The organism is Winogradskyella pacifica (assembly GCF_003386275.1).
Lineage (GTDB): Bacteria > Bacteroidota > Bacteroidia > Flavobacteriales > Flavobacteriaceae > Winogradskyella > Winogradskyella pacifica.
On record NZ_QREI01000002.1, the window covers coordinates 28449 to 51752 of the forward strand.

At 32.9% G+C, this 23304-nt stretch carries 21 protein-coding genes; 11 read left to right on the forward strand and 10 right to left on the reverse strand.

The genetic code is table 11. The features are described from left to right. The first annotated feature begins 82 nt into the window (after window positions 1-82). The gene (locus DFQ09_RS04335) at window positions 83-697 is read left to right on the forward strand and encodes a fumarylacetoacetate hydrolase family protein (protein ID WP_115808442.1); all 615 of its coding nucleotides are present in this window, start codon (window positions 83-85) and stop codon (window positions 695-697) included. A gap of 143 nt (window positions 698-840) precedes the next feature. On the opposite strand, the gene DFQ09_RS04340 is transcribed toward DFQ09_RS04335, so the two are convergent. After that, the gene (locus DFQ09_RS04340; protein WP_040756330.1) at window positions 841-1020 is read right to left on the reverse strand and encodes a hypothetical protein; all 180 of its coding nucleotides are present in this window, start codon (window positions 1018-1020) and stop codon (window positions 841-843) included. A 107-nt stretch (window positions 1021-1127) separates the two neighbouring features. Between DFQ09_RS04340 and DFQ09_RS04345 the strand changes: the two genes are divergently transcribed. Next, a complete protein-coding gene (locus DFQ09_RS04345; protein ID WP_115808444.1) occupies window positions 1128-1541 on the forward strand; it encodes a DUF2452 domain-containing protein in 414 nt (137 codons plus the stop codon). A gap of 311 nt (window positions 1542-1852) precedes the next feature. Further along, window positions 1853-2617 (forward strand): NYN domain-containing protein, encoded by a 765-nt coding sequence (locus tag DFQ09_RS04350; protein WP_115808445.1) that lies wholly within the window; start codon window positions 1853-1855, stop codon window positions 2615-2617. Window positions 2618-2787: 170 nt separating this feature from the next. Here DFQ09_RS04350 and DFQ09_RS04355 read toward each other — a convergent pair whose 3' ends face one another. Continuing rightward, entirely contained in the window at window positions 2788-3138 is a 351-nt protein-coding gene (locus DFQ09_RS04355) for a hypothetical protein (RefSeq protein ID WP_115808446.1), read from the reverse strand. A gap of 164 nt (window positions 3139-3302) precedes the next feature. Between DFQ09_RS04355 and DFQ09_RS04360 the strand changes: the two genes are divergently transcribed. Beyond that, on the forward strand, window positions 3303-3827 hold the full coding sequence (locus DFQ09_RS04360) for a hypothetical protein (protein ID WP_115808447.1): 525 nt from the start codon (window positions 3303-3305) through the stop codon (window positions 3825-3827). A 117-nt stretch (window positions 3828-3944) separates the two neighbouring features. On the opposite strand, the gene DFQ09_RS04365 is transcribed toward DFQ09_RS04360, so the two are convergent. Then, entirely contained in the window at window positions 3945-4676 is a 732-nt protein-coding gene (locus tag DFQ09_RS04365; RefSeq protein ID WP_115808448.1) for a hypothetical protein, read from the reverse strand. A gap of 79 nt (window positions 4677-4755) precedes the next feature. Further along, window positions 4756-5361, reverse strand: a complete 606-nt coding sequence (locus DFQ09_RS04370) for an acyl carrier protein phosphodiesterase (RefSeq protein WP_115808449.1) — start codon at window positions 5359-5361, stop codon at window positions 4756-4758. A gap of 80 nt (window positions 5362-5441) precedes the next feature. On the opposite strand from DFQ09_RS04370, the gene glmM reads away from it, so the two are divergent. Together glmM and DFQ09_RS04380 are read left to right on the forward strand one after the other, a co-directional pair. Beyond that, window positions 5442-6830, forward strand: coding sequence for a phosphoglucosamine mutase (gene glmM / locus DFQ09_RS04375; RefSeq protein ID WP_115808450.1), 1389 nt, complete (start codon window positions 5442-5444; stop codon window positions 6828-6830). 193 nt (window positions 6831-7023) lie between these two features. Beyond that, window positions 7024-8529, forward strand: coding sequence for an aminotransferase class V-fold PLP-dependent enzyme (locus DFQ09_RS04380; protein WP_181897145.1), 1506 nt, complete (start codon window positions 7024-7026; stop codon window positions 8527-8529). 48 nt (window positions 8530-8577) lie between these two features. Here the strand turns inward: DFQ09_RS04380 and DFQ09_RS04385 are convergent, their stop codons facing one another. Then, window positions 8578-9468, reverse strand: a complete 891-nt coding sequence (locus tag DFQ09_RS04385; RefSeq protein WP_115808451.1) for a lysophospholipid acyltransferase family protein — start codon at window positions 9466-9468, stop codon at window positions 8578-8580. A gap of 61 nt (window positions 9469-9529) precedes the next feature. Here DFQ09_RS04385 and DFQ09_RS04390 point away from each other — a divergent pair, with 61 nt between their 5' ends. Beyond that, window positions 9530-10189: a rhomboid family intramembrane serine protease gene (locus tag DFQ09_RS04390; protein WP_115808452.1), complete on the forward strand. Its 660-nt coding sequence runs from the start codon at window positions 9530-9532 to the stop codon at window positions 10187-10189. A 125-nt stretch (window positions 10190-10314) separates the two neighbouring features. After that, entirely contained in the window at window positions 10315-12123 is a 1809-nt protein-coding gene (locus DFQ09_RS04395; RefSeq protein WP_115808453.1) for a hypothetical protein, read from the forward strand. Between the two features lie 98 nt (window positions 12124-12221). On the opposite strand, the gene DFQ09_RS04400 is transcribed toward DFQ09_RS04395, so the two are convergent. Beyond that, on the reverse strand, window positions 12222-13397 hold the full coding sequence (locus tag DFQ09_RS04400; RefSeq protein ID WP_115808454.1) for a TlpA disulfide reductase family protein: 1176 nt from the start codon (window positions 13395-13397) through the stop codon (window positions 12222-12224). Window positions 13398-13535: 138 nt separating this feature from the next. Here DFQ09_RS04400 and mnmE point away from each other — a divergent pair, with 138 nt between their 5' ends. The 3 genes from mnmE (at window position 13536) to DFQ09_RS04415 (ending at window position 19226) form a co-directional block, all read left to right on the forward strand. Beyond that, window positions 13536-14942 (forward strand): tRNA uridine-5-carboxymethylaminomethyl(34) synthesis GTPase MnmE, encoded by a 1407-nt coding sequence (gene mnmE, locus DFQ09_RS04405; protein WP_115808455.1) that lies wholly within the window; start codon window positions 13536-13538, stop codon window positions 14940-14942. Between the two features lie 211 nt (window positions 14943-15153). Beyond that, complete coding sequence (locus DFQ09_RS04410) at window positions 15154-16788, forward strand: tetratricopeptide repeat protein (protein WP_147298320.1); 1635 nt, start codon at window positions 15154-15156, stop codon at window positions 16786-16788. A gap of 110 nt (window positions 16789-16898) precedes the next feature. Further along, window positions 16899-19226, forward strand: a complete 2328-nt coding sequence (locus tag DFQ09_RS04415) for a T9SS type A sorting domain-containing protein (protein ID WP_115808457.1) — start codon at window positions 16899-16901, stop codon at window positions 19224-19226. Window positions 19227-19907: 681 nt separating this feature from the next. Here the strand turns inward: DFQ09_RS04415 and DFQ09_RS04420 are convergent. The 4 genes from DFQ09_RS04420 to DFQ09_RS04435 form a co-directional block, all read right to left on the reverse strand. Beyond that, window positions 19908-20162: a hypothetical protein gene (locus tag DFQ09_RS04420; RefSeq protein WP_115808458.1), complete on the reverse strand. Its 255-nt coding sequence runs from the start codon at window positions 20160-20162 to the stop codon at window positions 19908-19910. A 214-nt stretch (window positions 20163-20376) separates the two neighbouring features. Continuing rightward, complete coding sequence (locus tag DFQ09_RS04425; RefSeq protein WP_115808459.1) at window positions 20377-21522, reverse strand: T9SS type A sorting domain-containing protein; 1146 nt, start codon at window positions 21520-21522, stop codon at window positions 20377-20379. A gap of 169 nt (window positions 21523-21691) precedes the next feature. Further along, window positions 21692-22189 (reverse strand): hypothetical protein, encoded by a 498-nt coding sequence (locus DFQ09_RS04430; protein WP_115808460.1) that lies wholly within the window; start codon window positions 22187-22189, stop codon window positions 21692-21694. 196 nt (window positions 22190-22385) lie between these two features. Continuing rightward, window positions 22386-23258 (reverse strand): helix-turn-helix domain-containing protein, encoded by an 873-nt coding sequence (locus DFQ09_RS04435; protein ID WP_115808461.1) that lies wholly within the window; start codon window positions 23256-23258, stop codon window positions 22386-22388. Window positions 23259-23304 lie beyond the last annotated feature (46 nt).

Below are 23304 nucleotides of genomic sequence, written 5' to 3' on the forward strand. Positions count from 1 at the left end.
TCATTGATAACCTATTTTTTTAATAGGTTTTAGAATGGCTTTTTCTATCTTTATTCTTAATTAATTTGAAAGATAAAACCACATGAAAATAATAGGTATTGGCAAAAATTATGTCAACGAAACATCAGAAATTAGTGCTCTAAAAACTGGTGCACAAACTATATTTACGAAACCAGACTCTAGTTTAGTTACCGATAATAAAGATGTTGAATTTCCGAAAATTACAAATCAATTAGCTTACGAAGTAGAGTTGGTGGTTAAAATAGGAAAACGTGGTAAGGATATTGTACTCAATGATGCTGTGTCTTATATTTCAGAATTGGCAATTGGTATTGATTACACAGCCAAAGATGTGTTAGCTGCTAGTAGAGAAAATAAAGGGCCTTGGGCTTTGGCTAAAGGGTTTGATGGTGCCTCTCCGATTTCGGGGTTTAAACCGATTTCAGAATTTTCAGATTTGAATGCTATAAATTTTGATTTAAAAATTAATGGAGAACAAAAACAAGTGGGTATAACGGGTTTAATGATTTATAGCTTTGCTGAAATTATTACTTATATATCGTCTTTTATGACATTAGAAGAAGGTGATCTTATTTTTACAGGTACGCCTGCCAGTGGCACGGGCTTGGTTGTTAAAGGTGATCATTTACAGGCTTCAATTGAAGGGGAATTGCTTTTGGATTTTAAGATGATTTAAATCCTTAGCACATTGCTTTTTTATAACGTAAAGATGATTGTTTTACTTAGTCATTTCGATCTATCTTATTATAAGCGCGAATGACCAAAACAGCCCAAACGACTACGCATATAGATACAAATATCGAAAAAGAGAAGATTATTTCATTTGCCTCCATTGAATATTTGTTTTAGAAAGATTGCGAATGCGAGAATTGTTGGTACCCAGAGTCCTATAAAAATGGCATGACGCTGATCTCCTCTTAAGAATAAATACATGGCAACTATAATAATTAAAACACATAGTGCTATCATAAAGAGGTTTAATGAGCCTATTTTTTTCATAAAGTTTATAATGGGTTAATTAATTGATCTAAATTTAATAAAAAAAAACACAATCAATTCCCTTTAAAGAGACATTAAGGGTGTTTTTTGTAAAAAGCCAGTGGAATATGTCAAAAGATAAGAAACCAGATCAGGTTGTATATGATGAAGTTACCAGCCGTTATGATGCGTATCTAAAACCGTATGCCACTAATGTTGGTGCACCTGCCATACAAGTTACAGATAATTCGTCTTGGAAAACTAGAAACATCAATAAGGCCAATAAACAAATTAAAGCCAAATATTTAGAGCTTAAAGCAGCATACGAAAAAATGATGCAAGAGCTAGAATATAACACATTGGTTTATAATTCTCGTTATACCTTTGAGCCCATCGTTGGTGAGACTTACCACTTGTATCGCGATAAAAAGGAAGAATCATTCTTATCTATTATTGCTCCTTCAGATTGTAATTTTGACCACATAGGTAGTTTTTTACTTAATAGTGAGTTGATTTGGAAACGGATTGAAGACGAAGAATAACGGAATTTTAAAAAACTAATGAAGTTGGACGTTTAACACGCATTTGTATTTTCTTTTTCACTATATTTAATACTAATTAAAAAGTAAAAACTTAAAATATATAGTCATGGCTAAATCACAAGATGCAAAGAAAAATTCAAAAAAAGAGCCAGTTAAATCGGCTAAAGAAAAAAAAGCAGATAAAATCGCTAAAAAGGTAAGTCGTAAGTAACGATTACAGTAAAGTTTAACAAAACCACTTCAATTGAAGTGGTTTTTTATTTTAAAGCCCTTATCTTTAGGATTACAAAAATTAATATGTAAAATCACTTATGGATATAAAATTAGCAGTACTGATTGATGGTGACAACATACCATCAGCTTATGTAAAAGAAATGATGGAAGAAATTGCCAAATACGGCAATCCAACTATAAAGCGTATTTATGGTGATTGGACCAAGCCACATTTATCCAAATGGAAAAATATGCTTTTAGAAAATGCCATAACTCCTATACAGCAATATGGTTATACTACAGGGAAAAATGCTACGGATTCTGCTATGATTATTGATGCTATGGATATTTTGTATTCAGAGAAAGTAGATGGTTTTTGTTTGGTCTCTAGTGATAGTGATTTTACACGGTTAGCAACCCGTTTGCGCGAAGCAGGTATGGCGGTTTATGGTATAGGTGAAAAGAAAACACCAAATCCCTTTATTGTCGCTTGCGATAAGTTTATATATATAGAGATTCTTAAAAATATAAAAGAAGAAAGCCCATTAGAAGACAAAACGAAGTCTACAACATCAAAGAATAATTATGATACTATTACAGCAAAAGAAATAAAGCTGATTGCGACAACTATAGATGATGTAGCAGATGATGATGGCTGGGCATTTTTGGGTGATGTGGGAAGCTTACTATTAAAGAAGCAGCCTAATTTTGATTCTAGAAATTATGGTTTTCAGAAATTAACTCCTTTAATTAATTCAATTTCAGCTTTCGAAATTGAGCGACGCGAGGATTCAAGAGGACGTTCTAAATTAATTTATGTAAGACTCCAAGAAGACAAACCTAAACGAAAAAATAAAAGATAGGCTGAAATGAAAACCGCTTTATGGTAATTTTTAAACGAGATTACATTAAATAAATTTTAGGTGATGCTTATGTTAAAGAGTAGTAATTCTAAACATTTATCTTAAAACAAAAAAAACTTAGTCTCATTATAGACTAAGTTTTTTTTTATATCTAAAAGCTAGAAGTGATGTTATTTAATTACAACAAGTTCTCCTGAATCTAAAGCTTTTTCATAATCAGCTTTAACGTTGTTCAAAAAACCAAAGAATTTAGAACCATCTTGTTTCTTAAGAATTACAGTCGTAGATCCGTTAGCTTCAGTTTCTACTTTGTCTATAACAACAGTCTCATTATTTACGGATTTATAGTTCGTTACGACACCTCGTTTTATTAAAATATTAGCTTTAGGAAAATCAACGTGATTAAATCCTTGTGCAGTTGGTGTTTTTACTGTTAATAAATCCCCAATCTTAGGGTCATTATTCGCAGAAGCTGTTAAGATAAAGCCGAAGCATAAAAGTGTGAAAATTATTTTTTTCATAATTAATTGGGTTTAGATTGTGTTTACTGTAAAAATAATAAGATTATTTCGTACGAAATACAACTTTTAATAATTCTTAACATTTGTAAATTCAATTTAATTTTAAGCTGTTTTTTTTGTTATTTTAGTTTTTTTATTAACTCAAATAGCACATAAAGAACACTATGAAATTACTGGGAATAGGATCTAGAATAAAGCATTCAGAATATGGAAAAGGTGTGGTGACCAACGTCACTTCAAAGCACTATTGGGTCATCTTTATCGACGACGGTTTAGAGACTATAGATTTAGATTCTGATTTTGAAGTGATTGAAGCCGCAGAGGACGACGTGGACGCTGTAAGTTTTTACGATGTAGAGCGTAGTTTAAAGTCCATCTTAAAAAAATGGTCTGATGTATCTGAAGTTATTACAATTGCAGATAAATGGAAAGGTGGAAAATTGATTATGACACCTGGAGATTCTAATTTAAAGTCTAGTGAAGTACCAATAGATACATTCTTTCATAAAATTACTATGGTACGTGACCGCCTTCGTGTTATGGAACAAAAGATAAATTCGAGTAATCTCGAGGAGCAAGAGAAGATAGATCTTCAACAGTATATTACGAGAAGCTATGGAAGTTTAACAAGTTTTAATGTGCTATTTAAGTTGAAGAGTCAACAGTTTGTTGGGCAACGGTCTAAATAGTTTTTAGTTAATAGTGAAAAGTTAGGAGTGAATAGTTAAAAGAGATAGTTTCTTTAATAACTTAATTGAAACCTTATTACAACACATTAAATAATTTTATTTGGTAAGGCAACAGTATTACATCTTTAAGCCTTTAATATCTGTAATCTCAATACCCAAAATCAAAAGTTTATGAAAGGTTGGTAGCTGGGCTCCACTTTCCGTAGTCGTCCAATTTCCCCAAGTAGCTTCTAAACCTTTAATGGGTAAAATATCGACCCACATTTGGAAACTTTTTGGTTTTCCTTCATCATCAAAATGCCACAAATAAGAATCGCCTGGTGTTGTACCGCCAGTCTTATAAGTTACCAAAAGGGCTTCTTTGTGGTCTTCTGTGATCACAATACGACGTTCAGTGCCTTCGTCCAAAACTTTATACGGCGCAACTAACCAAAACGAATCGTTATTAAAATAGTTTTCGGCTTTTGTAATATAACCTTGTTTTTCAACGCCATTGTATTCTTGTTCTAAAACAAAAACTTTTGAGTTGTTACGATTTTCTAAATCTAAAATCACTGTAAAATCCTTCCAATAGACTTCACAGGTATTGTCCGATTTATACCATTTATATTTTTGTCTGCCTTTAAAAGTCCATTCTATATAATCTGTATTTAAATAGGCCGATTCATCTAATGATTTAAGCATTTTATTAGCTAACAGCTCAGCTTTAGGACCTTGTTGACCTGTTGGTAATTCTTCGTTATATTTAAAATATATAAACCCAAAGAGTAGTAGAGTTGGTAAGGTGAAGAATACAATCACTCCTCCTATAATTTTTAATGCTTTTTTTAGTTTAGATGCTTTTGCCATAATACGTAACTAGTCCTATAAAATTTAATAAAGCTAAAAAAGCTTTAGCTATTTACTTTTAAGGTTGCTAAATTAGTGGTTATTTTAAATTAAATTGCTTTTCAATCTCAATTCGTTTTAAAACACTGAACGCTCTAAGGTCTTCAAAAAACAACGTGAAATCGGCCTCAAAAGCATCATAATGTTCTCTGAGTTCTTTAGTTGCTTCATTCATTTTAGATAGTCCTTTGGTTCTGTGATTCATTCCGTTTAATACAATCTGAATACCTTCAACGGTAGCATAGCTCAGTAGCCAATTACCTTCAATCATAATCGGAGTCAAACTTTGAAATCGCGGCGGTAAAATAGCAATATGATGCGATAAACTTTTATAGAAGTCGGCAATATATACATCTAATGGAATATCGGAATAGGTCGTCCAGTTTTTAGCTAAAAAGTGATCGAAAAATATATCTACAATAACTCCGCTGTAATGACTATACCCTTTGTGCAAGCGTTTGGTACATTGTCTAAAAAGAGGATGTGCATCTGTAAACGTATCAATGTTGCGATGCAATTGAATACCAATTTGTATTTCTTTAGGGTATAATTTGTATTTATTACCTCTTACTCCATCTCCAACAAAGTTTCCGATAGTAATGAGTTCGTTACCTCCTGAAAGGTAAATATGAGCGAGAAAATTCATATTTCGAAATTACAAATTCATAATCACAAAATAGTTAAAAACAGTATATCTATTTATATTTGTTGAAAATAGAAATATACATGACTTTAATAAAATCAATATCAGGAATTAGAGGTACTATTGGAGGACCAGTAGATGATAACTTAACACCAATTGATGCGGTTAAATTTGCAGCAGCTTATGGGACTTGGTTAAAGCAACAGCGCCAAAAAGACAATTATATCGTTGTCGTTGGACGTGATGCTCGTATCTCTGGAGAAATGATTCAGAATTTAGTGATGAATACTTTAGTCGGACTTGGAATTCACGTTATTGATTTAGGTTTATCTACCACACCAACGGTTGAAATTGCTGTACCATTAGAGCATGCTGATGGTGGTATAATTTTAACAGCAAGTCATAATCCAAAAGAATGGAATGCTTTAAAACTTTTAAACGCCAAAGGTGAATTTTTGAATGGAGCAGAAGGACAGAAAATATTAGAGATTGCAGAGTCTAATACGATGAATTTTGCTGAGGTAGATGACTTAGGGAAAATAACAGTTAATGATGCCTATATCGATATTCACATCGATGAAGTTTTAGACTTAGAATTAGTCAATGTACAAGCGATAAAAGACGCAAATTTTAAAGTGGTTGTTGATGGTGTAAATTCTACAGGAGGTATCGCTATTCCATTATTATTAGAACGTTTAGGTGTTGAGCCTGTAAAATTATATTGTGATCCAACAGGTCATTTTCCTCATAATCCAGAGCCCTTGAAAGAACACTTAGGTGACTTAGCAAAAGCAGTTGTAAAAGAACATGCGGATTTCGGAATCGTTGTAGATCCAGATGTAGATCGTTTAGCTTTTATGGATGAAACAGGAGAAATGTTTGGAGAAGAATATACATTGGTCGCTTGTGCAGATTACGTATTGAGTAAGACACCAGGGAACACCGTAAGTAATATGAGTTCTACACGTGCGTTACGCGACGTTACTGAAAAACATGGCGGAACTTATGAAGCTAGTGCTGTAGGTGAAGTCAACGTTGTAACTTTAATGAAAAAGAATAATGTAGTTATTGGTGGTGAAGGAAATGGAGGAATTATTTATCCAGATTCTCATTACGGACGTGACGCCTTAGTTGGTGTGGCTTTATTTTTAAGTTTATTGGCTGAGAAAAAAATGAAAGTCAGTGAACTTAGAGCGTCTTACCCAAATTACTTTATGAGCAAGAAGAAAATTCAATTAACTCCAGGATTAGATGTTGATGGTATTTTAAGCACTATGGAATCTAATTATAGTCATGAAAAATTAACCACTATAGATGGTGTAAAAATTGATTTTTCGGATAGTTGGGTGCATTTACGTAAGAGTAATACGGAACCAATAATTAGAATTTATACAGAAGCTCCTTCGCAAGAAGCAGCAGATACGTTAGCAGATCGTTTTATTGCTGAAATAAAAGCTATTGCTAATATTTAATAGCTTTAAATGAAATTAAGTACTTATAAATTGAAAAATTGTAGGGGTATTTTAATTGAATAATTTTATAAATATAAATGTCACATTGAGCGCAGTCGAAATGCTTTAATGGTGACTGTTTTAAGGTTTTCGACTGCGCTCAAACTGACATTTCATTACCTTTTTAATGATGTATATATAATAATATTTGGCCATGATTTTAGAAACAAATACAACCGAAACCACTGAATTAGAAACCTATTTTAATCAGTTTAGACAACATATTATTGGTCAAAACCAACGGTTTGAATCTCCTTATGGAGAACAAAAAATCATCTATACCGATTGGACGGCTTCTGGTCGGTTATACAGACCGATTGAAGAAAAATTAATGAATGATTTTGGTCCTTTTGTTGCAAATACCCATACGGAAACTACAGTTTCTGGTACAGCTATGACGAAAGCCTATCATAAAGCGAGGCATATTATTAAAGATCACGTTAATGCCAATGATGATGATATTTTAATCTGTTCTGGTAATGGTATGACCGGTGTTATCAATAAGTTTCAACGTATATTAGGATTAAAGATTCCTGAAAATATAAAAGACTATACAAACATTCCAGAAGAAATGAAACCAGTAGTTTTTATTTCACACATGGAGCATCATTCCAATCAAACAACTTGGTTAGAAACGATAGCAAAGGTTGAGGTTGTACCACCAAATGAAGACGGTTTATTTTGCCTTAAGAATTTAGAAACCTTATTACATCAATATAAAGATTGTACCATTAAAATTGCGTCAGTAGTCGGTGGTTCTAATGTTACAGGAATTCAAATTCCGCATCATGATGTGGCCAAACTAATGCACCAGCACGGTGGAGTATGCTTTGTAGATTTTGCATGCTCGGCACCTTATGTAGGTATTGATATGCATCCTACTGATGAAGATGCGCAATTAGATGCTATTTTCTTTTCACCTCACAAGTTTTTAGGTGGACCAGGAACTTCAGGTATATTGGTTTTTAATAAGAAATTATATAAAAACATGGTGCCCGATTGTCCGGGGGGAGGAACTGTAAGCTGGACGAACCCTTGGGGCGAACACAAATACATAGATAACATTGAAGACAGAGAAGATGGTGGGACGCCAGGATTTCTTCAAGTTATAAAAACGGCACTTTCCATTCGTTTAAAAGAACAAATGGGAGTGGATAAGATGTTGCAACGCGAACATGAGTTGGTTGAAATTATTTTTGATAAACTTGGGGACGTATCGAATCTTAACATTCTTGCAGGCCAACACCAAGATAGGCTAGGAGTCATTTCATTCTATATTGACGATTTGCATTTTAATTTAGCGGTTAAAATATTGAATGATAAATACGGTATTCAAACCCGTGGAGGTTGTAGTTGTGCAGGCACTTATGGCCATTTCTTATTACATGTAGATCAGCAAATGTCTAACGAATTAACTAATGAAATTTCTATTGGGGATTTAGTTCGTAAGCCAGGTTGGATTCGTATGTCTATTCATCCAACAACCACGAATGCAGAGATTAAATATGTTTGTGATAGTATTATCGATTTAGCTAAGAATCATGACGCATGGGCTAAGGATTATGAATACTCAAGATGTAATAATGAGTTTGTGCATAAAACCTTAGTTGATACCCCTTGTGATGCTATAAATGTAGATGCTTGGTTTGATATGAATTAATTGAGTTCTAGACTTAAACATCAATTTTTACACGAGTTATACTATTTTTTATAGAAATTCAGCGGGCACTTTATTTCTATGTTTCCAACGTTTGTGCGTCCATAGATAATATTGTGGAGCTTCTAAGATTTGTTTTTCTACCATTTTAAAAAACAAGTCTGTGATTTCATAATCCTTGTATTCTTTTGGGTTTTCGGTAATGGTTGTGAATGTGGTTTCATAATAACCACGTTTAACTCGTTTCACACTGAAAAATACCACCGCCATATCTAATTTTTTAGCTAGCATTTCAGCACCTGTATACATAGGTACTTTTATGCCCATAAATTCATTCCAATGAAAAGCTTTATGTGCTTTTGGGGATTGGTCAGAAACAAATCCGTTAATGGTGAGTTCATCTTTTTTCTTGCTTTTAAGAAGGACACCATAAGTTTCTTTAGTGGTGATTAAATGCGAATTATATTTGGCTCTGATCCGTTTAACGAGTTTGTCAAAATACTTGTTTTTTAGGCGCTTATAAACGGCATAGCCTTTGTATTCAATATGTCGTTGTAAAATAAAAATCCATTCCCAACTGCCATAGTGGGCACACATTAAAATAATATTTCGTTGTTTTTTTTCTAAATCATTAATGAGTTCTACGTTCGTAAACTTGAAGCGTTTGTTCATTTGAGCCTCCGAAATTGTTAGGGATTTAATCGCTTCAACCATCATATCACAAAAATGATGATAGAATTTTCCTGTTATTTCAGAAATTTCTTTTTCAGACTTATCAGGAAAAACCAATCTTAAATTTTCTTTTACAGTGGTTTTTCTATAGCCAAATATGCGATACATAAAAATGTAAATCACATCAGAGAATCCATAAAGTAATCTAAAAGGTAAAATTGAAATTAACCAAAGAATAGGGTAGATTAAAATATAAGCAATAAGTTGCATTAATGTATATTAGCGTTGAAGTACAAATATATATTATATTTGATTTATAGGATTAGAGTTTATGGACAATTTGGGTATAAGTATAGTTACCATCGTGATTATTGCAGCTAACGTTATTATGTCTTTTAAAGGATTTGATGACCGCATTTTTTTTGAAAAATATAAATTTAATGTTGGGAGTATTAAACGTGGAGAACAGATAAGAATGTTGAGTTCTGGGTTTTTACATGCAGATATAACCCATCTACTGTTTAATATGTTTACACTTTATTTTTTCGCAGATGCTGTAGTTATGATACTTGGCTCTTTTAAATTTATAGTGATTTATTTTGCGAGTTTAATTTTTGGAAATTTACTCTCATTATATTTTCATAAAGATGAGTATTGGTATAGTGCCATTGGTGCGAGTGGTGCGGTAACCGGTGTTTTATACGCAGCCATACTTTTACGACCAGATATGAACTTGTACATGTATTTTATACCCATTCCGATTCCTGGTTATGTATTTGGTATTGGCTATTTATTATATTCTATTTATGGCATGAAAAATAAAATAGGCAATATTGGGCATGATGCGCACTTTGGTGGAGCAGTTGGTGGCTATGTTGTAACTTTAATAATGATGCCAAGTTTATTTACAAGTAATCTAGGCTATGTTGGCTTATTGGCCGTGCCTATAATTATTCTGTTTGTGCTTTATAAAACAGGAAAGTTGAAATAAGACTTCTCATTCACTAACAAGGTCAAAGATCAATAAAGGGTAAAAAGGTGTGACATAAGTCATGTTTTGACATAAAAACTAAAGTCATCTTTGTAGCTTATTCAATTTTTAAACAAAATTAGAAGATGGCTTTAACAAAATCACTCCACAATTTTCATATACCCGTAATGGGTTTAGCGTATACTATTGATAGTCCTATACGAGTGGCTCAATATGGTATCTCGTCCGTAGTTTCTATTATAGACGACGAGCTCATCGAAAAGATGAATTCATTTTATAGCAAAAAATTTAACGTACCATACCAAGAAATCACAAAGAAAGTGCAAGATTATCGCGCAGAGCGGATTACCTCGTATTTAAATTTGACTGATACAATTGTAAAAGAAAAATTCGTAAATTTTAAAACAGAATTATCCGAAAGCAAAGCAGCTTTAGAACACTTCATCACCACCTTACCTAATACATCTGATTTTAAGGATGGACTTTCCAATTTACTACAAGAAGGAGTTGCATTTAAGGACAAGGCTAGAAGTTATCTCGAAACACATCTAAAAGTGGGAACTATTGATGTTAACATCATGACCAAAGTAGATAAAGATAATTTTATTAAAGGGGAACAATTACCAACACAATTCAATGATGCACATGCATCGCTACGTGGTTTTGCGAATAGTAATTTAAGTTCATCTGTAGTCCTTTCTGCAGGAATGAATCCGAGACTTTACAGTTACTTTGAAAGCTTTAAGGACTTCTTTCCAGATGTGAATGGGCAGTTAAAAAAGAAAATCATATTAAAAGTTAGTGATTATCGCTCTGCAATTATTCAAGGGAAATTTTTGGCTAAAAAAGGCCTTTGGGTTTCCGAATATAGAATAGAATCTGGATTAAACTGTGGAGGTCATGCTTTTGCTACCGAAGGTTTTTTATTGGGGCCGATTTTAGAAGAGTTTAAAACGAAGAAAATAGAATTAATACAAGACACGCACGCGGTTTATGTAAAAGGTTTAAATCAAAAGGAAATCGATGCTCCTGAGCAACCTTTAGAATTAAAAATTACGGTTCAAGGTGGTGTGGGTACCGCAGAGGAGCATCATTTTTTACTTGAAAATTATCAGGTCGATTCGGTAGGTTGGGGAACACCATTTTTATTAGTGCCCGAAGCCACATCTGTAGATCAAGAAACCAGAGACTTATTGCGTAGCGCTAAAGAAAAAGATTTGTATTTAAGCGGTATTTCTCCTTTAGGTGTGCCTTTTAATACTATAAAAGGAACGACCAATGAGTTTCATAAACAAAAACGTATTGCTAATAATAAGGCAGGAAGTTCTTGCCCAAAGAAATTTTTGGCTTTAAATAAAGCGTTTGGTCCAGAAGGGATTTGTACCGCGTCTAAAAAATATCAAGATGTTAAGCTACAGGAACTAGAAGCTAAAAAAGCGGACGTGTCTCCTGCCATTTATGAGAATGCTAAAGCAAAAATAACTGAAAAAGCGTGCCTTTGTGTTGGTTTGGCAAATGCTTCTTATTTAGAAAACGATATTAATATTAAAGGGCAGGAGCAAGGAGTTGTTATTTGTCCAGGACCAAATATGGCTTATTTTGATAAAGAAGTATCGCTATCTCAAATGATGCAACACATTAATGGAAATGCCTCTGTACTTTCTAATGTAGATCGTCCAAATATGTTTATAAAGGAATTGAAAATGTATGTGGATTATTTAAAGACTGATATTGACACCATTTCTGAAGACCTAACGGCTAAACAGATTAAAAAATGGACGGCATTTAAAGGCAATCTGTTTGGTGGTATTGCCTATTATGAAGACTTGTTTGTAAGTGTTCTATCTTCAAAATATACGACTATTCAAAATGAACTTCAATTTTATAAAAACGAATTGACGCATGTTTCTATACCTCAGTTAGAAACGGTTTAAGAGTCTAAAATAGAATGCTGCTAAAAATAAAAAGCCTTTACAATTCTGTAAAGGCTTTTTATTTATTGCGAGTCTAGAGCTATAGAATTGTAAGCTGTTTATAGAGCTAAGAGTTCTTTTACTTTAGCTTCTAAAGCGTTTCCTCTAAGGTTTTTAGCAGCAATTTTGCCTTCAGCATCTAATATAAATACCGCAGGAATAGCTTGAATGTTATAGAGTTGTGCAACAGGATCTAGAAAATAAGATAAATTAGATACTTGTGTCCAGCTTAATTTATCCTGTTCTATAGCATTTACCCAAGCTTGTTTTGGATCTTTTTGAGAACGCGTCCCATCTAAAGATACCCCAATTATTTCTAAGCCTTGGCTATGATATTTATTGTAAATGTTAACGACATTTGGATTTTCTCTTCGGCAAGGGCCACACCAAGCTGCCCAAAAGTCGATAATAGTTACTTTGCCTTTAATATCATTTAGACTCACTGTTTTTCCTTCCGGAGTTGGCGCTTCAAAGTTTGGGGCTATTTTTCCAATATCAACCCTAGATTTGGCTTCAAAAGCAACCATGAGTGTCGTTAAATTTGCTTTAATATATAAACCAGCTGCAGACGATTGTAATTCTGAGTTAAGATTATTAAAGGCCTCTTGGTAATCTTTAATATTCGCATTTTTCTTGTTTATTTCGCGCTCAATTATAACAAGACTATAATAACTATCGGTATTGGTTCTTGTAAAGTTAAGCGGATAGTCTTGTTCTTTTTGTCGTATTGCTGTAAATAGGTCTGTTAAAGAATCTTTTTTAGACTGTAATTGTTCAGAGCTACCACTACTTAATTGTCTGTGTATATTTCGTAATTCATTCTGTAGATCTACGGATTCCTTTTTAAGTTTTGCGTAACCTTGGTTATAAGCGTCAAAATCTGTTTGTGAAGCCGAACCAGAAACTTGTGATTGTGATATATTTGCTTTGTCAATAGAGATGTCAATGACACTGTTTTCTAACATAAAATTGAGATTTCCATTTACAGAATTAATAGATATTACCGAAGGTTTAGGAATATCAACTTTACCTGTAAATGTAAATTTTTCATTAACAACAACAGCCGTATCAACAATCCGTTCTCTACCGGTTCTGTCTTTTTCTTTTAAATACGCTCTAACACCATTATAAACGCCTGATGCATCCCCATTAATAATGTAGTCTGTTCGTTTTTCTTCAGGTTTACAACTTAAAAATAAAAGTCCAATAACTGTGAAGATAAATACGTTTTTCATAATACTATTTTTGTGTATCACAAATATAAAAACAAAGCTTTAATACGGAAAATATAAAACAGTAACTCTTAAAGTTGTTGACGTTAATAGTTAAAGAATCCCATAATTTACAATACTTTTGCAACAAAGAATTAGAAGATGCATAACGATACCATTGTCGCTTTAGCAACACCATCAGGAAGTGGTGCCATTGCTGTTATACGATTATCTGGAAATGACGCCATAACTATAGCTTCAAAATGTTTTAAATCTGTTTCTAATAAGGATTTAAACAAGCAAGCGACACATACCATTCATTTAGGGCATGTTATTGATAATAATCGCACTATTGATGAGGTTTTGGTATCCGTATTTAAAGATCCTAATTCTTATACGGGTGAGAATGTGGTGGAAATATCATGCCATGGCTCATCTTATATTCAACAAGAAATTATTCAGTTATTTTTAAGAGAAGGTTGTCGTATGGCAACAGCAGGTGAATTTACGCTGCGCGCTTTTTTAAATGGCAAATTAGATTTAAGTCAGGCAGAAGCTGTAGCAGATCTTATTTCTAGTGATAATGAAGCGTCGCATCAAATAGCCATGCAACAAATGCGTGGAGGGTTTTCTTCCGAAATAGCTAAGCTTCGTGAAGAGCTTTTAAACTTCGCATCGTTAATAGAACTAGAATTAGACTTTGCAGAAGAAGATGTAGAATTTGCAGATAGAACACAATTTAAACAATTAATAGAGCGCATCAATTTTGTATTGAAGCGTTTGATAGATTCTTTTGCGGTTGGAAACGTGATTAAAAACGGAATTCCAGTGGCTATAGTTGGAGAGCCCAATGTTGGAAAATCTACTTTATTGAACGCGTTATTAAATGAAGATAGAGCCATAGTTTCTGAAATTGCAGGAACTACACGAGATACCATTGAAGATGAAATTTCCATTGGAGGTATCGGGTTTAGATTTATAGATACGGCAGGTATCCGTGAAACTGAAGATGTGGTAGAGAGCATTGGTATTAAAAAGACGTTTGAAAAGATAGAACAAGCCCAAGTGGTGATGTTTTTAGTGAGCAGTGCACATTTAGCTGTAGATAAAGAAGCTATTAAAACTATAACTATTGAAATTGAAAAGGTAAAAAACAAGTTCCCACAAAAACAGTTATTGATTATTTTGAATAAAATAGATCAGATAACGGATTCGGAATTGGCAGATATTAGAACGGCTTTACACTCTAAAGATACGCAAGTGATTCCTATTTCGGCAAAATCTGGTTTTGGTGTGGAACAATTAACTAATAAGCTTCTCGATTTAATAAACACAGGAGCCCTTCGAAATAATGAAACTATCGTCACGAATTCTCGTCATTACGATGCTTTATTGAAGGCTTTTGAAGAGGTTCAGAAGGTACAATACGGATTGGAAACTGACTTGTCTGGAGATTTGTTAGCGATTGATATTCGTCAGGCGTTGTATCACTTCGGAGAGATCACAGGTGAGATTACTAATGATGATTTGTTGGGTAATATTTTTGCTAATTTTTGTATCGGGAAGTAGAATCCTCATAGATCATTTTGAGGTGCTCAATAGACTAAATTGATCATTTAAATTCATATTAAGTTGTCCAGAATTACGTCTAATAACTCGAGTGTGGCTAAGAGTTTCTATTTTATGTAAAGATAACCTGTTTGTAAATAGGGGAATAGGTTTTTAATAAAGCATTCTTCAAATTTTAGTTACATTTAGCCTTAAAAAAGGCTACGATTTAATGCATAAAAAACGACGTTTATACATCAAATGTATTGCTTTATTGATGGCAATACATAGTTACGCTCAAGTTGAGACTCCTGAGGCTTTAGATGTTCAAATAGAAGAGGGTATTGCCTTAATGTTTCAAAAAGAACATTCTCAGTCTATTGAATTATTGATCACTACCGAAACGATAGCCAAGAAAAATGAATGGTATGAACAGGTCTTTAGGTCAACCTTAAATATCGGTTCCAATTATTATTTGCTTTCAGATTTTGGCGAAGCGGTGTTGTATTATTTGCGAGCTTATGAAGTTGCGATTGAACATTTAGATTCTCGTCAGGAAATGACGGTGCTCAATAACATAGGGATACTTTATTTTCAAGAAGAGGATTTAGTACAAGCTAAGGATTATTTCTTCAAAGCTTATCAAAAAGCAAAAGACATAGAAGATGAGGTTAAAGTTGGTTATTACGCGGTAAATTTGGCTTTGGTGTCTAATAAAATGAAAGCACCAGATTCTGCTCAAAGTTATATTGAAGAGGCCTTTCCTTTATTAAAGAACGAGCCAAAGGTTTTGGTACAGGGAAAAATGGCCCAATCTGAAATGTATCTTTTAAAAAAGCAATATGCTAAATCCGAAGCTATTGCTCTTAATTTATTACAAAAGTTTCAAGATATATCACAAGTAGAGAATAAGGTTTTTATTCTATTTGTTTTAGCAAAGATTAATGAAGAACAAAACCGTTTAGATAAAGCGCTGCATTATGTAATTGAAGCTCGGTATACGCAAGTTGGCATAGAGAACCGCTCAGAAATCTATGGTTATCTCTCTAATTTATATGGTAAAATGGGGATGCTAGAAAAGGCCTTAGTTTATAAGGATTCTGTAATTATGGCTTCAGACTCACTAACGACCACCAGAAATAGAAAACTGTTTGAAACCGAAAAAGTAAAGTTTCAAATTCAAAATTATCAGCATGAACTTTCCGAAAGTAAAGAAATATTAAAACAAGAACGTCGCTTCTTTTATAGCATCATTGGGATTACAGTATTAAGTATGGGCTTTATTTTGTGGGTTTTTAGAAGTAATTCTATTAAGCATAGACAACGTAAAACCATTGTAGAATTAGAATTAGCGAAAGAGAAAAGTGATTACTTGCTTATCCAAAAACAATTACGAGAGCAAGAAACCTTAGCGCTATTAGAACAAGAACGTTTTAAAAACGAATTAGAAGTAAAAAATAGAAAGCTCACAGCAAAAGCTTTGTCTTTGTCTAGTAAAAATGATTTAATTGAAGAGGTCGTGCAATCATTATCTCAAAATACTTTAATTTCAGAAAACCCAGAATTAAAACAACACATAAGAGAATTAAAAAAACATCTTAAAACAGATACACAATGGGATAGTTTTTTTACGCACTTTGAGGAAATCAATCAAGGGTTTTTAGATCGACTTAGGCGTAAACATGAAAAATTGACTCCAAGTGATATTCGTTATATCACTTATTTGTACATGAATTTGTCAAATAAAGAAATCGCATCGCTTTTAAACATCACTCCGCAATCCTGCAGGAAGCGTAAAGAGCGACTTTCTAATAAGTTAAATATCCCAGAAGACACTACACTTCATAATTATTTGTCAATGATTTAATTGGGGTGTCACGTTAAAGACTTAATGGTGTCACGGAATGTCACGCTTAAAATACACCTCTAATGATCTCTTGTATCTATATTTATCACCCTAATCTAAAATAAGATATTATGAAAAAACGAACTACTTTATTATTCTTTTTCTTAAGCGTTATTATTTCAATTACAGCGACTGCTCAAATTCAATTAGAAGCTTCAAAAGCTTATGGACAATTGCTCGATGTTACGTATAGTAAAACCCAAGAGGATGTTATTTATGCTCTTACATTAACTAACCATGTTGTAACTTCTATAGATGGAGGAGACACTTGGACTGTTTTATATTCAGATCCACTAGATGATTATGCGATATTAAGAGGTTTAAAACTTATTAATGATGGAGATGTCTTAAGTTTTAATGTTAGAGCTGAAGGTACTGATTACAACAAAATAGTAATGTTTAATTTAGCTACAGCTTCCATTACTCAAACGTTTTCTCCACCTAACTCTTTTGAGTCTGATATCTTAATAGAGTCGTATGATATTTCTGATTCTAATAATGATGTGGTGTTGATGCATACAACGTATTCTTTGCTTGGAGCGTATACTCATGAGGTGTTTTATACCTCTAATGGTGGTCTTAATTGGAACTCAATTTATTATAGTGCTATTAACGATAATGTTGCTATAAACAATGTGAGTATTTCACCAGAAGATGACGACAAGTTATTCCTGATGCGTGGTGGTTCTACCTCTAGAGAATTAGGAGGGGTCTTTGTGTCTTCAGACGCAGGGCAAACTTGGGAAAATAAAATACCAGGAAACACTTACGATGCTATAGCTTTTAATCCAGATAATTCGGATGATATCTTATTAGGTACAAGTTATGGTTACGATACTCATGTCGAAAATTTATACCGTTCTTTAGATGGTGGAGATACTTGGGCGATTGTGCCAATTACATGGACAACTATGTCTTCTGATCACATTAATAAAATTGAATTTAATCCTAACAATTCTAATGAAATCATAATCTTAGAAGAAAATGAAATGGTTGTATCTTCTGATAACGGAACGACTTGGGAAAATTATGTTTACACCACAATAGACCCGGAGGCGTATTACTATGGTTTAACGGCTTCGTATAATCCTTTTACGGCTGATGAATTATTAATTACAACAAACTTTTATACGTTCTTAACTACAGATGGTGGTTTAACACTTGAAAAATTAGAAAATCCTTTTGTGAATGCAACAGGAATTATTTCAACCTACTCATCGGCAGATGAAAATCATGTCTATTATGGGATGCGTTCAGGTTATATGCATAAAGATTTGCAAAACGATACGGAGGAAGGACATTATCTTCAATCTTTAACACAAGGTTTTGGGTCAGCAGTGAAAGTATTTGCGGATCCTGTTGTTCCTGGACGTGTTTTTACAGGGAATAGGTCACTGAATACATCTTACATTAACGTGAGTTCAGCGCATGGATTAGATCCTAAATTGATAGCGAGTTCTATGTTCTTCTTAATTCTTGAAGACGTATCAACTTCTATTGCTAATCCAAATATTAGTTGGATATCTACAGGTTTAGAGGTTCACAAAGTAGATTTAACGGATATGGATAATATTATTGATCAGAATATTGCTATTCCTGAGTTAGGAGAGGTTATTACAGCTGTACAAGTAGATAGTGACGCTGCAACTACTATTTTTATTACGCAAGGGGTTGATTTTTATAAATCAACTGATGATGGTACTAACTGGACTTTAAGTAATAGTGGTTTAGAACATTTGGATGCTCGTGATCATTTAATATTAGATATAGAGCAAAACCCTTTAAATGCAAACCAATTGTTGCTGTCTAGTACTGATGGTATCTATTTGTCTGAAGATAAAGGTGACTCTTGGGTTTCTATTTCTGCGGAATTTACAGATAATGTTGCCTTTTCATCTGTGACCGAGAACACCATTGTAGGAGTTACACATTACTCTGATGGGTTTAACGTGCCGTTGCCAATAGCGAAAGCAAAAATTAAGATTACTACTGATTTAGGAGAGACTTGGAGTGAAATATCACCTGAGATGTTAAACTATCCTTTTACAGAATCTTCTGCTTTTCTTTTTACTGAAGATGAGGTAAGTGTTTACTTAGGAGTACACGATTTAGGATTAATAAAATACGATATTGACTTAATAACTTTATCGGTTACTTCAGAAGTGTTATATAATAACCCAATTCAATTATACCCTAATCCAGCAAACACTAGTTTTTCAGTACAGAGTGATACTAATGTATTGGCTGTTACTATTTATACTATTTCGGGTAAAAACGTTAAAACAGTTACTCAGCCTAATGCTGCGATTGATGTTAGTGATTTAGCTTCAGGAGTGTATTTGGTTAAGGTAAAAACTATTAACGGTACAATTACTAAACGCTTATTAAAGTCTAATTAGTATTAGAACGTCTCCCTAAACGTTTTATAACTGATGCGTTCTTTTTTGTTTAATAATTGATTAGGAACCCATTTTGTTTAATGTTAAATGACATTACACAAAATAGGGTTCCTTTTTTTATATTACATTTTGAACTGACGATTAGTTATGTTCAAAGTGATAACTACTTAAAAAACAGTTGTATTTCTTTTTCAAAAACCTCTAAAGGAATGCGATGCGCTAAATTATTATGAATGTGTATTTTGTATTCTGGGGGATCTATTAAGGTCTCAGAGAGAAATTTAAGAGTTTGTTTGGGGTTCACCACATCATCTTGTGTGCCTAGAACGATTTGCTTAAAACTGCTTGTGCTGTTATGTGTTTAAGGGATGATTTGCGAGACCGATTTCTGTACTAAAGCCAGATCAAAGAATAGGGCATTGCATTATGTTAGATTGGTTAGCGGTTTCTAGTAATGAAGCATAAAGGTGTTATAAATGATTTATTGCATGATATTTGTACTTAATTTAGTAAATAAAAACGGAATACAAAATCAGCAAGGACTTTCTAAGTAGGCAAGAATCTAGCAATACTTTATATACGAGGTTACCTGTAGGCTTTTTAATAGTCAAATTTATCTAATTCCGCAACTTACCTTTCATACACACAATTCAGCTTAGATAAATTGGTATAAGTTCGGACTTATTTTTTTTGCCTTTCTTCAGGTTTTCTTGTTAGCACAAAATATAAAACATATAACCAGCTAAAAATTCCGTGTAAAAATGCTAATAAAACAGACTTGTTCCTTTCCCAAGAAACGACAACAGCTAATACACTTCCTAATCCAATTCCACTGCTAATTGCTGTATTTCTTATTCCGTTGTTTCCGGAGTTTTGACTGAAGCAGTCTAAAGAGAATATTAACACAAAGATTAAAGTCAATTTTATTTTATTCATATTTTATGATTTTGAATGCGTTCTGGCAATAGATGTCAACGGTTTTGTGTATGGCTGTGCGTTGCAAATTTACTTTAGTCACCTAATTTAATAAAAAACGAATAGAATCGAGTATTATGAAGTGGACAAGCAAAATAAGTGGAATTAGAAGGAGTAAAAAAGCACCAGCAAATCCTTAAAGGTCATTGGTGGCACTCTTTAAATTTTTACAAGTTTACTTTACAAACTTGAATGTTTTTTGATTGTCTATAGTTACCATATAAATTCCGTTAGATAAAGTGCTAATATCAATTGAGTTGCTATTTGGTGATACTGTTTTATTAATTAGCAATTGGCCAGAGACATTAAAAATCTGTGTGTCCTTAGGAGTGGTTAAACCATTAATATAAACATAATTTTTATTGTTATAGATACTGGTCTCAAGAACATTAAATTCATTTGTAGATAATGTTACATCAATCGCTTGCACCACTTTATTTTGATTGGCTAATGTTGCATATACCTTATTACCGACAAGAATAACATCTCTGAAATTTGCAAAGAATTGAGTGCCATCATTTGGGTTAGTATCTTGGTAGGTTGCGTTTACAGCAATAGCAGTTGATCCGGCTGATGGGTTTGTGATATCAATTTTGGTGATTAAGCTTCCGTAAGACAGGTATAATTCATTTCCAGATTTAAAAATACCTCTAGAAAATGTAAAGTCCGTTAATAGATCTACCGTTGGATTACTTTGATTAACATCTATTTTTAAAATTTCATTAGCATCACTCGATGCTAAATAAATGTCACCGTTATCAAAAGTAATTCCAGTGACAACACTAGTATCCGTTACATTGTTCACCACCAATTGCGCTGTTGGGTTTGATATGCTAGAATTGATTTCATCTAAATGGGTTATAAAAGGGTCAAAGTTCGGTGGATTTGTTAATGTTTCTGCGGTAATGTATAATGTAGAACCATCATTTGCAATAGCGCTGATGTATTCACTACTGGTATAAATATCTTGAACAGGGTTTGATAAGTTGTTTACATCTAAGGCTACAATTTTACCACCTAAAAAGGTATCTGTAGCTTGTATATAGTTTTCTAATATTATGTAAATTAAATTGCCATTAATTGTGAAATTTACCAAAAAAAAGTCTGGTGGTACTGTGTAAATTACCGTTGGTACAGGGTTATTTAATGTCGTATCTATGCTGTAAATATTTTCAGCACCTAGCGCATACATTGTGGTTCCGTTTATCGTTAAGGATTTTGCACCAATAACACCAGAAACATAGTCTGTGGTATTTGTTTGCGATTGCATTGTGTTTAAAATCAATGCAAATAGTAAAAGTGTAAGTAGTTTTGTTTTCATGATATAAGATTTAGTTAATAGTCAATATTAGAGCTAAATTATATTGAATTCAATACCTAGTATCGGGTATTTTACGGTTTGAAGGTTGTGGTGTCTGACTTTGCGTACTTTGATTGTGAGTAGACTAGAAGAAGGTAATTCTTCAAATATGCAACATTATGATCTGCGGTTAGTTCAATAAGCTTACAGTTCTATTCATCATTTTTGGGTATTCTTTTACAAACTTGATGACCACTGAATCCCCTAAGTTTATTTTTTCAAATGTTGTTGAGTCGGGTATGGTTAAGGTTGATTTGTAATTTGTACCCTTATAATTAAATTTAGTAATGACATATGGAGATGTTTTAGCACCATATTTTTTCTTAATAATGATGCCATGTGTTAAAATACCATCTTTATCTATTCGATTTCTAACTCTAGAAGCATTAAAAAAAAGGATGAGAAAGAAAGTCATCGCAACGCCTAGTACTATATTATGTTTCAGTTTTCTTTTGTCTTTGGGGAGTAATTCTGTCAGCAAGCCAAGAATAATAGCTGAATTCGCCAAATGACAAAGTCCAAGAGCCACAAAGAACTCCATAAATTCTAACACTTTATACCAATATGTATAAAGCACGATTTCTAAACTAATTATTATAATTCCTAAAACAAGTAATAGTCTTCTCAATCGGTTTCAATTTTGGTTAAGTCAAATTTCGTACAAAATATTTTTGGGCAGTTTGCTTCTCCTTTTTTGGGTGTTACAAGGCTGGGCAACTAATTTAGTAAATAAACAAGAGATGAACTTTTACACAGGATTTAGTTAAAAAATGAATGTGATAGCGTCTATAATTGTGTGCTGTATTATGAAATTGTAGGTATTATCAAAAATACTTTTTCCGAAAATCTAAAGGCGTCATACCTGTTTTAGATTTAAAAAACTTTGAAAAATAGGCATAGTCAGAGAATTGCAGTGTATAAGCTATATTGGCCAAATTGTCTTTAGAATGTACAATCAATCGTTTTGCTTCTAGGATTATTCTTTCCGAAATTAACTGGCTTGTGGTCTTATCTATGGTTTCTTTTACGACTCTATTAAGATGCTTTGTGGTTATATGTAATTTATCCGCATAAAATTTTGGTAATTTTTCATTGTAAAAATGAGAGTTAATTAGGGTTTCTAACTTTTCGAGAATGTTAGCATAGTGCGGAGAATTTAGTTTTTCTAAATTGGTGTTAACGGTATACGCTCTTGTTAATTCGATATAAATATGGTTTATAGAGTTGACTATTTTTAATTCTCTTAATAGATTAGTTTGCAGGTATTCGGTATAGACATCCTGAAATTTGAGCTGTAATTGTATGCGTTTATCTACCGTTAATTCTAGCACAGGTGGATTTTGATTCGAGTAGAAAAAAGGAAACGTTTGAAGCTTATGTTCTAAAAATTTGAGTTCATAAAACTCTTGAGAATGAAAAAAGATGTAACCTTCTGGAGGGGTTTCAAATTTCCAGAAATGTGTTTGTCCTGGTTTTAATAAGAATACTTTCCCCGGATTTATATCATAAGAATTAAAATCGATTTCATGGGTTCCTGTGCCTTCACTAAAGAGCACACATAAATAGAAATTATGACTGTGAGGTTTATTTATTAGGTGCTTATTGAGCTGTATATGATTTGAAAACGAATTGATATACACATCATTTAGTGATGCGGATTCTTTAAACTGACTAATATTTAGAACTGGTATTTTCATAATAATGTCCTAAAAGTACAAAAATTGGTGTATATACTATATGTCT

Bases quoted from the DNA above. Each gene is read 5' to 3' on its own strand.
- DFQ09_RS04335 (WP_115808442.1), top strand. From the start codon at position 83: ATGAAAATAATAGGTATTGGCAAAAATTATGTCAACGAAACATCAGAA.
- DFQ09_RS04340 (WP_040756330.1), bottom strand. From the start codon at position 1,020: ATGAAAAAAATAGGCTCATTAAACCTCTTTATGATAGCACTATGTGTT.
- DFQ09_RS04345 (WP_115808444.1), top strand. From the start codon at position 1,128: ATGTCAAAAGATAAGAAACCAGATCAGGTTGTATATGATGAAGTTACC.
- DFQ09_RS04350 (WP_115808445.1), top strand. From the start codon at position 1,853: ATGGATATAAAATTAGCAGTACTGATTGATGGTGACAACATACCATCA.
- DFQ09_RS04355 (WP_115808446.1), bottom strand. From the start codon at position 3,138: ATGAAAAAAATAATTTTCACACTTTTATGCTTCGGCTTTATCTTAACA.
- DFQ09_RS04360 (WP_115808447.1), top strand. From the start codon at position 3,303: ATGAAATTACTGGGAATAGGATCTAGAATAAAGCATTCAGAATATGGA.
- DFQ09_RS04365 (WP_115808448.1), bottom strand. From the start codon at position 4,676: ATGGCAAAAGCATCTAAACTAAAAAAAGCATTAAAAATTATAGGAGGA.
- DFQ09_RS04370 (WP_115808449.1), bottom strand. From the start codon at position 5,361: ATGAATTTTCTCGCTCATATTTACCTTTCAGGAGGTAACGAACTCATT.
- glmM (WP_115808450.1), top strand. From the start codon at position 5,442: ATGACTTTAATAAAATCAATATCAGGAATTAGAGGTACTATTGGAGGA.
- DFQ09_RS04380 (WP_181897145.1), top strand. From the start codon at position 7,024: ATGATTTTAGAAACAAATACAACCGAAACCACTGAATTAGAAACCTAT.
- DFQ09_RS04385 (WP_115808451.1), bottom strand. From the start codon at position 9,468: ATGCAACTTATTGCTTATATTTTAATCTACCCTATTCTTTGGTTAATT.
- DFQ09_RS04390 (WP_115808452.1), top strand. From the start codon at position 9,530: ATGGACAATTTGGGTATAAGTATAGTTACCATCGTGATTATTGCAGCT.
- DFQ09_RS04395 (WP_115808453.1), top strand. From the start codon at position 10,315: ATGGCTTTAACAAAATCACTCCACAATTTTCATATACCCGTAATGGGT.
- DFQ09_RS04400 (WP_115808454.1), bottom strand. From the start codon at position 13,397: ATGAAAAACGTATTTATCTTCACAGTTATTGGACTTTTATTTTTAAGT.
- mnmE (WP_115808455.1), top strand. From the start codon at position 13,536: ATGCATAACGATACCATTGTCGCTTTAGCAACACCATCAGGAAGTGGT.
- DFQ09_RS04410 (WP_147298320.1), top strand. From the start codon at position 15,154: ATGCATAAAAAACGACGTTTATACATCAAATGTATTGCTTTATTGATG.
- DFQ09_RS04415 (WP_115808457.1), top strand. From the start codon at position 16,899: ATGAAAAAACGAACTACTTTATTATTCTTTTTCTTAAGCGTTATTATT.
- DFQ09_RS04420 (WP_115808458.1), bottom strand. From the start codon at position 20,162: ATGAATAAAATAAAATTGACTTTAATCTTTGTGTTAATATTCTCTTTA.
- DFQ09_RS04425 (WP_115808459.1), bottom strand. From the start codon at position 21,522: ATGAAAACAAAACTACTTACACTTTTACTATTTGCATTGATTTTAAAC.
- DFQ09_RS04435 (WP_115808461.1), bottom strand. From the start codon at position 23,258: ATGAAAATACCAGTTCTAAATATTAGTCAGTTTAAAGAATCCGCATCA.